Below are 13759 nucleotides of genomic sequence, written 5' to 3'. Positions count from 1 at the left end.
TCAACCTGTGTCGGGTCGCTGTGACTCGGCCCGTCAAGGGAGAGGAACCGGCGTGGACACAACGAGCCTTGTCCTGACTGTCAGTTCGATAGTCACGGGAAGGATCTGTCTGCTGGTGGCGCTGTGGCTCCGGCTGCGCTGGAGGACGCGCCACGAGCAGGTGCGGCGCCAGCACCTCGCGTCGGTGACCCAGGTGATCGCCGAAGGCGGTCGGGCGGAGGTTGTGGAGCAACGCCCTGACGGGCACAGTCTGCTTATCAGGATCGTCCGCATTCCGGCGGACAAGGACACGGCGTGAGTACGCTCGACCCCGCCGACGGCGCCGACCACCATCCGGCCGAATCCGCGATTGTGTCACCAACTCCGACCGGACATCTGGCTGTTGGGCGTCCTGAGACGGTGACGGCGGCGTTCTCCGCGTTCTACCGCACGGGAATCAAGCCGCTGATCGCCTATCTGGTGGTCAACGGTGTGCCCGCGCCGATCGCCGCGGACATCGCCCAGGAGTGCATGACCGAGTTGCTCGGACGCTGCGAGAGCGTCGACCACCCCCGCGCCTATGTGTACAAGTGCGCGGGCCGGATGTGGGGCCGCAAGGTCGCGAACCTGCAACGGGAAGCGCCCACCGATGAGTTGCCGGAGTCCACGTCCACGTCCCTCGTGCCGCACCCCGACGCGCTCGTCGAGTTCGAGGCCCGGCACGCCGTGTTCCAGATGCTGCGGACGCTGCCCCCTCGGTAACGTCAGGTGTTGTTCCTGACCATCCAGTCCTTCACCGCCAAGGAGATCGCGGAGCAGTTGGGGCTGGATCCCGCGACGGTCAGAGCCCATCTCATGAGGGCGCGCCGGGCCGTCGCCGCCTGCCTCAAGGACGGGGAGGAGCTGTGACCGATCCCCAGCGCGCGACCGACTACGACCTCTTCGGGTCCGAGAGCCCCGCACTGGTGCGTCCGAGCACGGCGCCCGGCGGCCGAACCCGGCCGCGCCACCAACTGGCGATCGAAGCCCTGGTGCGCACGGAAGCCGATCCGGCGAGCCTCGTGGGGCTGCTGCCCGAGCACCAGCGGATCTGCGGCCTGTGCCGTGAGACCAGGTCGGTGGCCGAGGTGTCGGCCCTGCTGTCGATACCGCTCGGGGTCGCCCGCATCCTCGTCGCGGACCTGGCGGAGGCGGGCCTCGTCGTCGTCCACCAGCCGGGCGCGTACGAGAACGAGGGTGCCGCTCCGGATGTCGGCGTGCTCGAACGGACACTCAGCGGGCTTCGCCGGATGGACGCGGCACCGACCCGTGCGCCCACGGACCTGGCCGGGGACGCGACCGTGGAGCGGCGGCTCGGGAACGGTTACGAGGCGCTCCTCGCGGCTCTCGACGAGGTGCTGGATGTCGAGGCCGGTCTCCGCGAGGCGCTGGGCGAGCCGCCCGAAGCCGACGAGTGAGGGGGCGACGACTGCTGAGAGGGCGGGCTTCGCCCCGGGACCCGAGCCCTGGAACCCGAGCCCCGGGCTTCGAGCTCTTTCTTTTGGTTTTGGGCTTGGTTGGGTTTCTGGGCTGGGAAAACTCCAACCCAACCAACCAAGTCTGTAGGCGAGTTGAGGCGCGCGCGACTCGAAAATATGACTTTGTGTGATCAGCTTGCGCCGGAGAGTGAAGCCGCTCTAGGTTCGCGGCAAACGACCAAATAGTTCGGCCCCGGTCGGTGCAGCAACACCATGCCCGGGGCCTGGACCTACGAATCGAATCGAGACTTCGATCGTGGCTTACAGCCAGCCTAGTCATGCCCTGCCGTCCCCGTCGCACCCCATGGCCAAATCGGGGTACGGAAAGCGCTCTGTGGGTGACGAAGACCCGCACGCGGACCCGGAGTTCGCACATCTGCGCCCCCGTGACGCCGAGATCGCCGTCTTCATCGACCACCTCGAAGACGGTCACGCCATGGGTTACAAGGTCCTCGCGGCCGAACACCCCCAGCACGGCCAGCAGGCCTGCCGTACCTCCCTCGGCCGCATCATCGACGCCGGTCATCTGCGCTGGATCAGGGAGCACATCACCGTCGAGGACAACTCGATGCGCTGGGTGACGCGGACGTACTGGTCGCGTATCCCCAGGTCACCGGAGTGGTGGGCGAAATTCACGCGCGAGCGCCATGGCCGGGACGTGACGGCGGACCACCGTCCGGGACTGGCCCGGACCGAGGAGACCGCACCCGAGACCGAGCCTGAAACCGAACCGGGCATCGAAAGCGAACCCGGCATCGAGTCCGAACCCGAACCCGAACCCGAACCCGCGCCGAGCGACGCCTACCGCACGCTCGCCGGACTCCGGGACGTGGACCCTCGTATGCCTCTGTCCGAGGCCGAGTGCCGGCTCCTCGAACCCCTGGCCGGGGACTGGCTGTCCCGTGGCGCGACGCCGGACGACATCACCCGAGCTCTGACCGACGGGCTCCCGCCGGAGGTCACCAACCCGGGCGGACTCGCCCGCAACCGATTGGAGAGCAAGATGCCGCCGAAGAAGGCGAAGGACAGGCAGAAGGGCCGCGCGCGGGTCACTCGCGTGATTCTGGTCTGCGGCACGTGTGACGCGGACGAACGGACGGTCGAGATCGTCAACGGGCTGTGCCGTGAGTGCCGGGAGGAGTTCGGCCTGGACCCGTCGGGGAGGCCCCCTGTCCCGGCGACGTTCCTGCCGGGTCCCCGGCCCGGCGGCCTGCCGGGCGCCGACGAGGTCGTGGACGTCACCGACCGCGTCGACGCCCTCCGCCGCGCGGCGGGGCTGCGGTGAGTGTGCAGGACGTGCCGGTCAGGGCACCATGGAGTCGAGGAGGCGACGCCATGACCCCAAGGACCGAGCACCCGCCGCAGATGACCGCCGAGGAGTTCGAGCAACTGGAACGCCATGCCCCGGAGACCGTGCGGCTGGAGTTCGTCAAGGGGAAGGTCCAGGTCAAGCCCGTGCCCGACGGCAACCACAGCGAGATTTACATGTGGCTTCTGGAGCGGTGTATGCAGTCGCGTCCTGAGCTTCGGCTCTACCCCGAGCGCGGCCTGAAGACCGAGGCCTATCGCAAGGGGCGCGCCCGCGCGGACGCGATCCTCGTCCCCAGGGGCAGTCTCAAGGGGCGTGGCGAGTGGTCGAACGGGGAGGATGTGCTCATGGCTGTAGAAGTCACGTCGTACGACTCCGACACTCACCAGCGCGACCGGGTCGAGAAGCCCGACGGCTACGCGGCCGCCGGTATCCCCGTCTACCTTCTCATCGACCGGGACGACGGCTCGGTCGTGGTGTTCAACCAGCCTGAGGACGGCCGTTACCGCCACGAGGAGAAACTGCCCTTCGGCGCCACCGTCAAGCTCCCCGACCCCGTGAACATCTCCCTCGACACCGAGCCCCTCAAGGAGTTCGTGGAGTGATCCTCAGGACCGCGTCGGCCACCGCCTCCACCGACCGCCCGCCACCCGCGTCCACGACGCGGGCCGGGTCCAGGCCCAGCCTGGCGATCTCGGCGCGCATGAGGGACTGGTAACGGGCGCTGCGGGCAAGGAACTTGTCCATCAGGTGCCGTTCCTCGGCCGTCGCCTCCGCGTAGTGGCCGGCCTCGTGCACCCGGGTGCGTACGACGGTGTCCTCGGCGGTGAGCCATACGGCGGCCGTGCGCGGGACGGTCAGGGTCGCGACGCGGGCGGGCCGGAGGGCCGAGCCCTCAAGGACCAAGCCGCCCTGCCCGTCCGCGTGTTGGGCGATCAGCTCCTCGATCCGGGGCCACAGGCGGTCGTAGTGGTCCAGGACCGAGGCGGTCAACTCCTCGACGGTGAGCGTGCGGTAGTGCTCGGCGACATGAACTGGCACCTCCCACCCCGGTGTACGCCACGGCCGCCCCGGATGCCGGGCCAGCCCGTCGGTCGACCGGTACGCGAACCCCAGCCGTTCCGCGACCACTTGGGCGACGGACGACTTCCCGGTGTTCGACGTGCCCCCGATCAGCACCACCCGCGGCTCCGCCATGGTGCTACTGCGAATCCACGATCCGGTACTCGTCCGCGAGCACCGACGGCTTGCCCGTCTTCGGGAGGGTGGCCAGGGCCATGCCCTGGTAGGTGTTCACCACGGTGTCGCGGTCCCGGCCGTTGAAGACCGACTCCACCTCCGTGGGCGTGATGTCGTAGTTCTCGCGGTACGAGGCCTTCAGCACGAACTGGGAGGCGTGCGCGGTCGGCAGCGCGGCCAGGGCGCCGCCGTTCTCCAGGCGCAGGGCGTACACCGTGTCGAACGCGGTCGGCGTGGTGACGAACACCTTGGTCGCGTACGCCGCGCTCTTGCCGCTGTCGCGCTTCGCGTACGTCTCGATCGCGTCCTTCGCGGCCTCGGTGGTCTGCGAGACGGCCGCGCCGGCCTTCTTGCCGCCGGTCGCGTACAGGTCCTCGTACGCAGCCGAGATCTGGTTCGGGGCGAGCGTGCCGACGCGGGTGCCGGCGTCGACGGCGGTGGCGAGGCCCGCGTCGTCGGTGGCGATCGCCGGGAGGGGGACCTCCGACCAGACCGCTGACATCAGCTTCCAGTCGTCGTACTCCTTGCCGAAGACCAGCAGCGCCTCGCTCTTCGAGCCGCTCGCCTTCGCCGTCACCGCGAACCAGTCCTTGCCCGCCGGAATCCAGTACTTCCGGCCGGTGTACTGGAACGGCTTCCGGTACGCGGCCTGCTCCTCCTTCGACTCGGTCTCGAAGAGGAGGTAGTCGGCCTTGCTCTGCTCGTACAGCTGCCCGCCCTCGACGGTGCCCAACAGGTCGGCGTCCTGCCGGGCGTTGGCCTTGTTGTTGACGATCTCGTAGGTGTCGAGGATCTTCGCCGCCTGCGCCGCCGTGACGGCACCCTTGGCCGCGGGGCTCGCGGCGCCGCCGTCGGCACCGTCGTCCGAGCCCGGTCCGCAGCCGGTGAGCGCGAGTGCGGTGGCGAACATGAGCAGTTTCTGCGCGGAGATCATGCCTCACCGTACTGGGGCGATTGTGCACGACCTGGGCAGAGCCGGTGGATCGATGGTGCAGCCCGTGGTGACGGAGAGTGCCCTCGCGCTCGCCGTACGTGAGTTGGAGTCGTCCTTCCCGCCCGCTGTACGTCCCTTGCACGGGCGCTAACCAGCGGAAAGCGAGGCTGGAGTCACTTCCACCGCAGGACATGCGGAAGGGAGTAAACCACCTCATCCGTACAGGAGTTGCGATGACCCGCAAGACCCGCATACGCGCCGCCCTCGTCACCGCCACCGCCCTTGTCACCGCAGCCACGGTGACGGTCGGGGTCAGTGCGGCGGGTGCCGACGAGCCGAAGAAGCCCACCAAGAAGCAGATCGCCGCCCTCTTCGACGGTTGGAACAAGTCCCTGCAGACCGGCGACCCGGAGAAGGTCACCGCGCGGTACGCGGACGACGCGGTGCTGCTGCCGACGGTCTCCAACAAGATCCGCACCAACCACGCCGAGATCGAGGACTACTTCGACCACTTCCTGCTGAACAAGCCGGTCGGTACGAAGACCAAGACGATCATCAACATCCTCGACAACAACTCGGCCATCGACACCGGCTCTTACTACTTCATCCTCACCGACCCGAAGACCGGCGAGAAGAGCCGGGTCGACGCCCGCTACACGTACGAGTACGAGAAGCGGGGCGGCAAGTGGCTGATCGTCAACCACCACTCGTCGATGATGCCCGAGGGCTAGGCCCCGATACCGGCTTCAACTGGCCCGCTGTGCTGCCCGGAGCGTGATCCGGACGCACAGGCCGCCCCCGGGCGCGTCCGCCAGGGTCACCGTTCCGCCGTCGTCCGTCACCAGTTGCTTGACGACGGCGAGGCCGAGGCCCGAGCCGGAGCGACCGGTGAGGCCCTGGCCGCGCCAGAAGCGGTCGAAGGCGCGGGACTTCTCGGCGTCCGACATGCCGGGACCCCCGTCCGCCACCGTCAACTCCATCTCCTCGCCCCGGGGTTCGGCCCGAACGGTGATCGTCCCGCCGTCCGGTGAGACCTCCAGGGCGTTGGACAGCACGTTGTCCAGCACCTGTTCCAGATGACCGGGGCTGGCCAGCACAAGCAGCCGGCCGTCGGCACCCCCACTCCCCCTGAGCGCGATGGTGACTCCGCGCTCGTCGGCGGCCGGCCTCCACACCGACAGACGTTCGTCCACGATGTCCCGCAGGGAGAGCGGCTCCGCCGCCGTCACCTTCGCCTCGGCGCGGGCCAGCACCAGCAGCCCGTTGACGAGGCGGCTCATCCGGACCACCTCCGCGGTCGCCTGCTCCACGTCCTCCCGTACGAACTCGTCGTCCGTGCCGTCCGCGATGTTGTCCAGCGACAGCCGCAACGCCGTGAGCGGGGTACGGAGTTGGTGCGAGGCGTCCGCGACGAAGATCCGCTGCGAGGCGACCAGGGTGTCCAGGCGTTCCGCACCCTGGTTGAGGGTGCGCGCCAGGGTCTGGGTCTCCGGCGGGCCCGTCACCTGCGAGCGCGCGGTCAGGTCGCCGTCGCTGAACTTGCTCGCCATACCGTTGAGTTCACGGAGCGGGGCGGTGATACGGCGGGCCGCGATGGCGCCGATCGCGGCAGCCGCCGCCAGGACCAGCACCGCGAGACCCGCCCGGAAACCCCAGATGCTCCAGAACCGGTTGGTCATGTCCGACGTCGAGTACACGATCCGTACCGCCGACTCGCCCTGCGCGGGGACGGTGATCGTCAGGTACTTGCCCCAGATGAAGTCGGAGCCCCAGTCGGTCGTGGCTTCGTCGTCCCGCACGGCCCGGGTCAGCGCCGCGTCCGCCTCGGGCTCCGGCAGGTTCGTCGTACAGCTGGTGGTGGCCACCTGGACCGTGCCGAGGGTCTCCTTGTCGTACGCCTTGGCCACCTTCTCCAGGGCCTCGCACGAGATCCGGTCGCCGTTGCCGAGGAGCAGCGCCATGGTCTGGGCCTCGCGCTGGACGGAGACCTTGGTGTCGTCCCGCAGCTGCTTGGTGAGCGTGAAGGCCACCGGCACGGTGAAGAGGAGGATGGCGACGGCGACGAGCAGGATGTAGCTGCGGATGAGCTGCCGGTTCATGAGGCGCCCGAGCCCCCGCCGTCACCCTCGCCGCTCCCGCCGTCCTTCTCCTTCTCCGCCTTGTCGATCTCCAGGCGGAACCCGACCCCCCGTACCGCCTCGATCGTGATCGCGCCCTTCAGCTTGCGCCGCAGCGCCGCCACATGGACGTCGAGCGTCTTCGTCGGCCCGAACCAGTTCGCGTCCCAGACCGCCTCCATGATCTGCTCGCGCGACATCAGCGCGCCCGGCTCCTCGGTGAGGAAGGCCAGCAGGTCGTACTCCTTGGGGGCGAGGGCGATCTCGTCGCCGTCCAGGCGGACGCGGGCGGCCTTGCGGTCGATCGTCAGGCGGGTGCCGTACCGGTCGGGGCCGGACTCGGCCGTCGTACGGGGCTGGACGCGCCGCATGACAGCCCTTATGCGCGCGATGACCTCCCGTACACCGAAGGGCTTGGAGACGTAGTCGTCGGCGCCGAGCTCCAGGCCGACGACCCGGTCCGTCTCGTCGCTGCGGGCGCTGATGACGATGATCGGGACGTCACCGCGTTCGCGCAGTGCCCGGCAGACGTCCAGGCCGTCGGTGTCGGGCAGGCCGAGGTCGAGCAGGACGACGTCGTAGGGCTCGGTGTGGCTGAGGGCCGCGCCGCCCGTGGACACCCACGCCACCTCGAAGCCGTAGCGCAGCAGGCCGCGTCGGAGTGACTGGGCGACCGGTTCATCGTCTTCCACCAGGAGTACGCGCACAGCCGAACCCTATGGCCTGGGTCCTTGAAACTTAATTCACAGCCGCAACGCGTATCCCTGGTACGGATGGGCAGGAGCCGTCCGAGCGGCCGAAGATCCCTCGGGTGATCACCATGATGAGCGGGACATCTCACCATGCGATACCTCGTAAGGGGATTTCGGCCGCTCGTTAAACTGAGCCGACCGCAGACGGACTGAGCGAGGAGTGCACGTGGGCCTTGTCGTGCAGAAGTACGGAGGCTCATCCGTAGCCGATGCCGAGGGCATCAAGCGTGTCGCCAAGCGAATCGTGGAAGCGAAGAAGAACGGCCACCAGGTGGTCGTGGTCGTTTCCGCGATGGGCGACACGACGGACGAGCTGATCGATCTCGCCGAGCAGGTGTCTCCGATGCCTGCCGGGCGTGAGTTCGACATGCTGCTGACCGCCGGAGAGCGGATCTCCATGGCGCTGCTGGCCATGGCGATCAAAAACCTGGGCCACGAGGCCCAGAGCTTCACCGGCAGCCAGGCAGGCGTCATCACCGACTCGGTCCACAACAAAGCGCGGATCATCGACGTCACGCCGGGGCGCATCCGGACCGCGCTGGACGAGGGCAACATCGCCATCGTCGCCGGGTTCCAGGGCGTCAGCCAGGACAAGAAGGACATCACCACGCTGGGGCGCGGCGGTTCCGACACCACCGCCGTGGCGCTGGCCGCCGCCCTCGACGCCGAGGTCTGCGAGATCTACACCGACGTCGACGGTGTGTTCACCGCCGACCCGCGCGTGGTGAAGAAGGCCCGGAAGATCGACTGGATCTCCTCCGAGGACATGCTGGAGCTGGCCGCGTCCGGCTCCAAGGTGCTGCTCCACCGCTGTGTGGAGTACGCCCGTCGTTACGACATCCCGATCCACGTCCGCTCGTCCTTCTCGGGACTGCCGGGCACCTGGGTCAGCAACGAGAAGCCCGAGTGGCAAGGGGACCAGCAGGTGGAGCACGCCATCATCTCCGGAGTCGCCCATGACGTCTCCGAAGCCAAGATCACGGTCGTCGGCGTCCCGGACAAGCCGGGCGAGGCCGCGGTGATCTTCCGCGCCATCGCGGACGCCGAGATCAACATCGACATGATCGTGCAGAACGTGTCGGCGGCGTCCACCGGTCTCACGGACATCTCCTTCACCCTCCCCAAGTCCGAGGGCCGTAAGGCCATCGACGCCCTGGAGAAGGCGAAGGCCGGGATCGGCTTCGAGTCGCTGCGCTACGACGACCAGATCGGCAAGATCTCGCTGGTCGGCGCGGGGATGAAGACCAACCCGGGCGTCACGGCCTCGTTCTTCCAGGCGCTGTCCGACGCGGGTGTGAACATCGAGCTGATCTCGACATCCGAGATCCGCATCTCGGTCGTCACCCGTGAGGACGACGTCCCCGGGGCCGTCCGCGCCGTGCACAGCGCCTTCGGCCTCGACTCCGACAGCGACGAGGCCGTCGTCTACGGAGGCACCGGCCGCTGATGGCCAACCCCCGATCAGAGCACCGGCCGACGCTCGCCGTCGTGGGGGCGACCGGCACCGTCGGTGCGGTCATGCTCCAGATCCTGTCCCAGCACGCGGACATCTGGGGCGAGATCCGTCTGGTCGCCTCCCCGCGCTCGGCCGGCCGCAAGCTGGCCGTGCGCGGCGAGGAGACCGAGGTGGTGGCGCTGTCGGAGGAGGCCTTCGACGGCGTCGACGTCGCCATGTTCGACGTACCCGAGGAGGTCGCCGAGCGCTGGGCGCCGGTCGCCGCCGCCAAGGGTGTCGTCGTGGTCGACAACTCGGGCGCCTTCCGGATGGACCCGGAGGTCCCGCTGGTCGTCCCCGAGGTCAATGCGCACGCGGTACGGCAGCGCCCGCGCGGGATCATCGCCAACCCGCACTGCACGACCCTGTCGATGATCGTCGCCCTGGGCGCGCTGCACGCCGAGTTCGGACTGCGCGAGCTGGTGGTCTCCTCGTACCAGGCGGTGAGCGGGGAAGGCCGGGCCGGCGTGGACACCCTGCGCCGGCAGCTGTCCCTGGTCGCCGGTACGGAACTGGGGACCAGCCCCGGAGACGTACGACGGGCCGTGGGCGACGGGACGGGCCCGTTCCCGGAGCCGGTCGCGCTGAACGTCGTACCGTGGGCCGGGTCCGCGCGGGCGGACGGCTGGTCGTCGGACGAGATGCAGATCCGGGACGAGTCCCGCAAGATCCTCGGGCTGCCGAAGCTCCCCGTGGCCGTGACCTGCGTACGCGTGCCCGTCGTCACCGCGCACGCGCTGACCGTCCACGCCCGCTTCCAGGGCGAGGTCACCGTCGCCAAGGCACGTGAGATTCTCGCCACCGCGCCCGGGGTCGTGCTGTTCGACGACCCGGACGCGGGGGAGTTCCCGACGCCGGTGGACGTGGTCGGCACGGATCCGACCTGGGTCGGCCGGGTCCGGCGGGCGCTGGACGACCCGACCGCGCTGGAACTGTTCGTGTGCGGGGACAATCTGCGCAAGGGAGCCGCACTCAATACGGCACAAATCGCCGAGCTGGTGGCGGCGGAGCGGTCCTGACCACGGCTCCTTCCGGGCTTCCCCCTGTTGATCTTGTCGTAAATCACTCTGGTGGTGGCAGAAAACGTTTGTAGGATCCAGGTGACAACTTCTGGGGCTCCAAAGATTTTGCTCCCCGTTCTCCGCAACCGCGCGGAGGGCGGGGAGCGTCTTTGCGGACGCCCTTCAGGGGCGTTGGGGACGCCAAGGCCGTGCGGGGGACGCCGGTCACCATGGATTTAGGGGAAGAGCGGGACGCATGAAGGTGGCTGTGTCGTACGACGCAAACGTGATGCCGGATGCGTACAACCCTGAAGGGGGGAGGCGTGTCCAACATGCGTGGCAGCAGAGGTACTCGACTTCACAGCGGCGACGCGCGGCACAGCCCTGCGTCCGCCCCGCCGACCCCGCGGGCTCGGTACGCCCGGCGGCATGCCGGTGATCGCGCCGATGCCCGCAGCGCGGCCGGCCCGCATACCCAACCAGCGCGAAGGCACTGACGAGAGCGCGGCTGCGGGGACGACGGTCGACCACCTGACCGAGACGTACCGTGCCCACTACCGCTCGCTCCTCGGACTCGCGGCGCTGCTCCTCGACGACACCGCGTCCTGCGAGGACGTCGTCCAGGAGGCGTTCATCCGGGTCCACTCGGCGCGCAAGCGCGTCCGTGACCCCGAGAAGACGCTCGCCTATCTGCGCCAGACGGTGGTGAACCTCTCCCGCTCCGCGCTGCGCCGCCGCATCCTGGGCCTGAAGCTCCTTTCCAAGCCGATGCCGGACATGGCGAGCGCGGAGGAGGGGGCGTACGACCTGCTGGAGCGCGACTCCCTCATCAAGGCGATGAAGGGCCTGCAGCGCCGCCAGCGCGAGGTCCTCGTCCTGCGCTACTTCGCGGACATGACCGAGGCCCAGGTCGCCGACACGCTGGGCATATCGCTCGGCTCGGTGAAGGCGTACGGCTCACGCGGGATCGCCGCGCTGCGCATCGCCATGGAGGAACCGGCATGAGCGACCAGGGCCAGGAGTACGAGGGTCCGGAGCGCGAGGTTTCGGAGCAGGGCCGGAACCAGGCCCGGGAAGAGGGCCAGGAACAAGCCGAGCGGGCCCAGGGGCCAGCCCCGGAACAGGTCCGGGAACAAGCCCAGGAACAAGCCCGGGAACAGGGCGACGCCGAGCGCGAACCGCGCGAGGACGCGGGCCTGGGGACCGGCGGTTTCCGGACCGAGGAGTTCAGGGCCGGTAGGCTTCCTCTCAACAGGGCCCGGTCCAACGGGAGTTGGCCGTCCGGAGTCCATGGACCCGGTCGCCACGATCAAGAGCACAAGCAATCGCAAGCTGGGAACGGAATTGTGAACCACGGCCCCGACGACCAGAGCCTGGACGGGCTCGACTCGGACGAGCTGGCACTGCGCAGGATGATGCAGCAGGCGGTGGGCGGGATCGAACCCACCGACGCCGTACTGGCCCATCTCCGCCGCGCCGTGCCCGCCCGCCGCGCCCGCAAGCGGCACGCCGCCATCGGCGCGGCCGCCGCCCTGCTCTTCGTCGGTACGGCCATCCCCGCGCTGCTGGTCGCGAACGTCACCGGCTCCGAGGCCGACCCCTCCGTCATCGCGGGCCACGGCTCGCAGACCGAGGGAGGCAAGGACAACGGCAAGGGCCCGGACGGCGGCGAGAGCACCGCCGGGGGCAACTCCGGCACGGTCAAGGACAAGCCGTCGAGCAGCCCCACGGGCGGTGCGACGAACCCGGACAAGGGCAGCGGCGGCGGCAGCACCAACGGGGGCGGCGGTACGACGGACACCCCGGCGACGGCGGCCACCTGCGACGCGACCCAGCTGGGCTCGGCCACCGGTTCGGTCGGCGACCCCGACACCACGGGCACGGTCTACGGCACGTTCCGGGTCGTCAACGTCTCCTCCGCCGCCTGTACGGTCAGCGGCAGCGGCAGCGTGTCGCCGCTCGCGCAGGGCGCGGCGGACCAGTCGAAGCTGGGCGTCGTCGACCATACGGCGGGGGACGCCGCCGGCGGACTGCCCGACCCGTCCGCCTCGGTCAGCGGACTCGTGCTGGCACCGGGGGCGGCGTACACGGTGCAGTTCGCGTGGGTGCCCTCGGAGACGTGCCCCACGACCGGCGGCACCACCGACGGCGGCAGCACGGGCGACCCCTCGGCGTCCCCGACGCCCACACCGAGCGAGAGCACCGACTCGGGCACGACCACCACGACCGGCAGCGACGGCACGACCACCCAGCTGCTCACGGAGGACGGCACGCTGGCCGACGGCAGCGTGGCGGTGTCCTACACGGCGGAGGGGGGTTCCCCCACGGTGTCGGCGACGGTGTCGAACGCGTGCGCGGGGACGGTGTACAAGACGGGAGTCATGGCGGAGACCACCGCGTAGTGGTCCCTGCGCCCCGGCGGGGATCAGACGGCGAGGATCAGACGGTGAGCATCAGACGGTGGCGTCTTCGCGAGCGGGCTCCTCGGCCGTGGCGAGCCCCAGCTCGGCATCCCGCGCGAACTCCACTTCACGCCGTACGAGCCGGAACCACATGAACACCACGAACCCCGCGAAGACGAACCACTCGCCGGTGTAGCCGAGGTTCTGGAACGCCTTCAGGTCGAGTCCGGTGTCCGCGGGCGCGGTCGCCGGTACGGCCTTCATCCCCGAGTCGCCCTTGTCGAGGGTGACCCAGGCGTCGTACAGGTCGTACGGCACGAGGTTCACGAGCGAGGCGGCACTGATCGCGCCGGTCTGCCCGGCCGGGAGTCCACCGGCGGCGCTCACACCATTGGACCCCGGGGTCTCGGAGGCCTGAAGCGCACCGGTGACGGTGACTTCGCCGGTGGGCGGGGCGGGAGCCTTCGCGGCGTCGGCGCGACCCGGCAGCCAGCCGCGCACGACGGGGAGGGCTTTGCCGTCATCGGTCCGGAGCAGGGTGAGCACGAAGTACCCGTCCCGGTCGTCGAGCTGTCGCCCAGGAACGAGCAACTGCGTGCCGTACCGCCCGCTGACGGTGACACGGTCCCCGGAGGTCTTCTTGTCGACGGGCAGCAGCTCGGCGAGCGGCCGGGCGGCCTCCTGCTTCTCGGCGGAGACCTCTTCGGTGGCGGTCTTGTGGTCCTGCACGCGGTCCTCGAATCGGCTCAGCTGCCAGGACCCCATGAACACGCAGAAGGGGATGGCGAGCAGCACGAAGACGTTGATCCCCCACCAACGGGGCGTCAGCAGAAACCGGTACACGCCTTCCAAGGTACGGGGCGGCTGCGGGGGCGCGGTTCGCGGGGCCAGGTTTCTCGCCCCCGCCGCCCCTACCCGTTCCCATCCCTGGGGGCTGCGCCCCCAGACCCCCCTTTGTCCTCAAACGCCGGACGGGCTGACTATCCAGCCCCTCCGGCGTTTGAGGAGCGGGGG

At 69.4% G+C, this 13759-nt stretch carries 15 protein-coding genes and 1 pseudogene; 11 read left to right on the top strand and 5 right to left on the bottom strand.

The features are described from left to right. Window positions 1-52 precede the first annotated feature (52 nt). From ACFYXF_RS48140 to ACFYXF_RS48115, 6 genes and pseudogenes are all read left to right on the top strand, one after another. Window positions 53-298: a hypothetical protein gene (locus ACFYXF_RS48140; protein WP_389360042.1), complete on the top strand. Its 246-nt coding sequence runs from the start codon at window positions 53-55 to the stop codon at window positions 296-298. Beyond that, entirely contained in the window at window positions 295-741 is a 447-nt protein-coding gene (locus ACFYXF_RS48135; protein ID WP_389360040.1) for an RNA polymerase sigma factor, read from the top strand. The genes ACFYXF_RS48140 and ACFYXF_RS48135 overlap by 4 nt, the downstream gene beginning before the upstream one ends. Window positions 742-750: 9 nt before the next feature. Further along, window positions 751-888: a sigma factor-like helix-turn-helix DNA-binding protein gene (locus ACFYXF_RS48130; RefSeq protein WP_389360038.1), complete on the top strand. Its 138-nt coding sequence runs from the start codon at window positions 751-753 to the stop codon at window positions 886-888. A 53-nt stretch (window positions 889-941) separates the two neighbouring features. Continuing rightward, a pseudogene (locus ACFYXF_RS48125) lies at window positions 942-1271 on the top strand (DUF742 domain-containing protein); the annotation flags it as partial. Window positions 1272-1800: 529 nt separating this feature from the next. Continuing rightward, window positions 1801-2781, top strand: coding sequence for a hypothetical protein (locus tag ACFYXF_RS48120; protein ID WP_389360036.1), 981 nt, complete (start codon window positions 1801-1803; stop codon window positions 2779-2781). 50 nt (window positions 2782-2831) lie between these two features. After that, a complete protein-coding gene (locus ACFYXF_RS48115; RefSeq protein ID WP_389360034.1) occupies window positions 2832-3410 on the top strand; it encodes a Uma2 family endonuclease in 579 nt (192 codons plus the stop codon). Here ACFYXF_RS48115 and ACFYXF_RS48110 read toward each other — a convergent pair. Then, the gene (locus ACFYXF_RS48110; protein ID WP_389360032.1) at window positions 3391-4002 is read right to left on the bottom strand and encodes a hypothetical protein; all 612 of its coding nucleotides are present in this window, start codon (window positions 4000-4002) and stop codon (window positions 3391-3393) included. The genes ACFYXF_RS48115 and ACFYXF_RS48110 overlap by 20 nt on opposite strands. A gap of 4 nt (window positions 4003-4006) precedes the next feature. Next, entirely contained in the window at window positions 4007-4978 is a 972-nt protein-coding gene (locus tag ACFYXF_RS48105) for a hypothetical protein (RefSeq protein WP_389360030.1), read from the bottom strand. A gap of 233 nt (window positions 4979-5211) precedes the next feature. Between ACFYXF_RS48105 and ACFYXF_RS48100 the strand changes: the two genes are divergently transcribed. Further along, window positions 5212-5709, top strand: a complete 498-nt coding sequence (locus ACFYXF_RS48100) for an SgcJ/EcaC family oxidoreductase (RefSeq protein WP_389360028.1) — start codon at window positions 5212-5214, stop codon at window positions 5707-5709. Window positions 5710-5724: 15 nt separating this feature from the next. On the opposite strand, the gene ACFYXF_RS48095 is transcribed toward ACFYXF_RS48100, so the two are convergent. Together ACFYXF_RS48095 and ACFYXF_RS48090 are read right to left on the bottom strand one after the other, a co-directional pair. Next, a complete protein-coding gene (locus ACFYXF_RS48095) occupies window positions 5725-7077 on the bottom strand; it encodes a sensor histidine kinase (RefSeq protein WP_389360026.1) in 1353 nt (450 codons plus the stop codon). Beyond that, window positions 7074-7802 carry a response regulator transcription factor gene (locus ACFYXF_RS48090; RefSeq protein ID WP_389360024.1) on the bottom strand — a complete coding sequence of 243 codons (729 nt, stop codon included), beginning with the start codon at window positions 7800-7802 and terminating at the stop codon, window positions 7074-7076. The genes ACFYXF_RS48095 and ACFYXF_RS48090 overlap by 4 nt, the downstream gene beginning before the upstream one ends. Before the next feature lie 211 nt (window positions 7803-8013). On the opposite strand from ACFYXF_RS48090, the gene ACFYXF_RS48085 reads away from it, so the two are divergent. From ACFYXF_RS48085 to ACFYXF_RS48070, 4 genes are all read left to right on the top strand, one after another. Further along, window positions 8014-9294 carry an aspartate kinase gene (locus ACFYXF_RS48085; RefSeq protein WP_389360022.1) on the top strand — a complete coding sequence of 427 codons (1281 nt, stop codon included), beginning with the start codon at window positions 8014-8016 and terminating at the stop codon, window positions 9292-9294. Continuing rightward, window positions 9294-10361, top strand: coding sequence for an aspartate-semialdehyde dehydrogenase (locus tag ACFYXF_RS48080; protein ID WP_389360020.1), 1068 nt, complete (start codon window positions 9294-9296; stop codon window positions 10359-10361). The genes ACFYXF_RS48085 and ACFYXF_RS48080 overlap by 1 nt, the downstream gene beginning before the upstream one ends. Window positions 10362-10772: 411 nt before the next feature. Beyond that, window positions 10773-11348 (top strand): SigE family RNA polymerase sigma factor, encoded by a 576-nt coding sequence (locus ACFYXF_RS48075; protein WP_389360203.1) that lies wholly within the window; start codon window positions 10773-10775, stop codon window positions 11346-11348. 341 nt (window positions 11349-11689) lie between these two features. Beyond that, window positions 11690-12745: a hypothetical protein gene (locus tag ACFYXF_RS48070; RefSeq protein ID WP_389360018.1), complete on the top strand. Its 1056-nt coding sequence runs from the start codon at window positions 11690-11692 to the stop codon at window positions 12743-12745. Window positions 12746-12796: 51 nt separating this feature from the next. On the opposite strand, the gene ACFYXF_RS48065 is transcribed toward ACFYXF_RS48070, so the two are convergent. Next, window positions 12797-13588: an SURF1 family protein gene (locus ACFYXF_RS48065; protein WP_389360016.1), complete on the bottom strand. Its 792-nt coding sequence runs from the start codon at window positions 13586-13588 to the stop codon at window positions 12797-12799. Window positions 13589-13759 lie beyond the last annotated feature (171 nt).

The organism is Streptomyces sp. NPDC002680, from assembly GCF_042889145.1.
Lineage (GTDB): Bacteria > Actinomycetota > Actinomycetes > Streptomycetales > Streptomycetaceae > Streptomyces > Streptomyces adonidis.
Note: the sequence above shows the minus strand (reverse complement) of the source record. Positions and strands in the feature narration are given on the sequence as shown.

Excerpts from the sequence above, each read along its gene's own strand:
- ACFYXF_RS48100 (WP_389360028.1), top strand. The coding sequence starts at position 5,212 with ATGACCCGCAAGACCCGCATACGCGCCGCCCTCGTCACCGCCACCGCC.
- ACFYXF_RS48080 (WP_389360020.1), top strand. The coding sequence starts at position 9,294 with ATGGCCAACCCCCGATCAGAGCACCGGCCGACGCTCGCCGTCGTGGGG.
- ACFYXF_RS48095 (WP_389360026.1), bottom strand. The coding sequence starts at position 7,077 with ATGAACCGGCAGCTCATCCGCAGCTACATCCTGCTCGTCGCCGTCGCC.
- ACFYXF_RS48120 (WP_389360036.1), top strand. The coding sequence starts at position 1,801 with ATGGCCAAATCGGGGTACGGAAAGCGCTCTGTGGGTGACGAAGACCCG.
- ACFYXF_RS48105 (WP_389360030.1), bottom strand. The coding sequence starts at position 4,978 with ATGATCTCCGCGCAGAAACTGCTCATGTTCGCCACCGCACTCGCGCTC.
- ACFYXF_RS48115 (WP_389360034.1), top strand. The coding sequence starts at position 2,832 with ATGACCCCAAGGACCGAGCACCCGCCGCAGATGACCGCCGAGGAGTTC.
- ACFYXF_RS48110 (WP_389360032.1), bottom strand. The coding sequence starts at position 4,002 with ATGGCGGAGCCGCGGGTGGTGCTGATCGGGGGCACGTCGAACACCGGG.
- ACFYXF_RS48075 (WP_389360203.1), top strand. The coding sequence starts at position 10,773 with ATGCCGGTGATCGCGCCGATGCCCGCAGCGCGGCCGGCCCGCATACCC.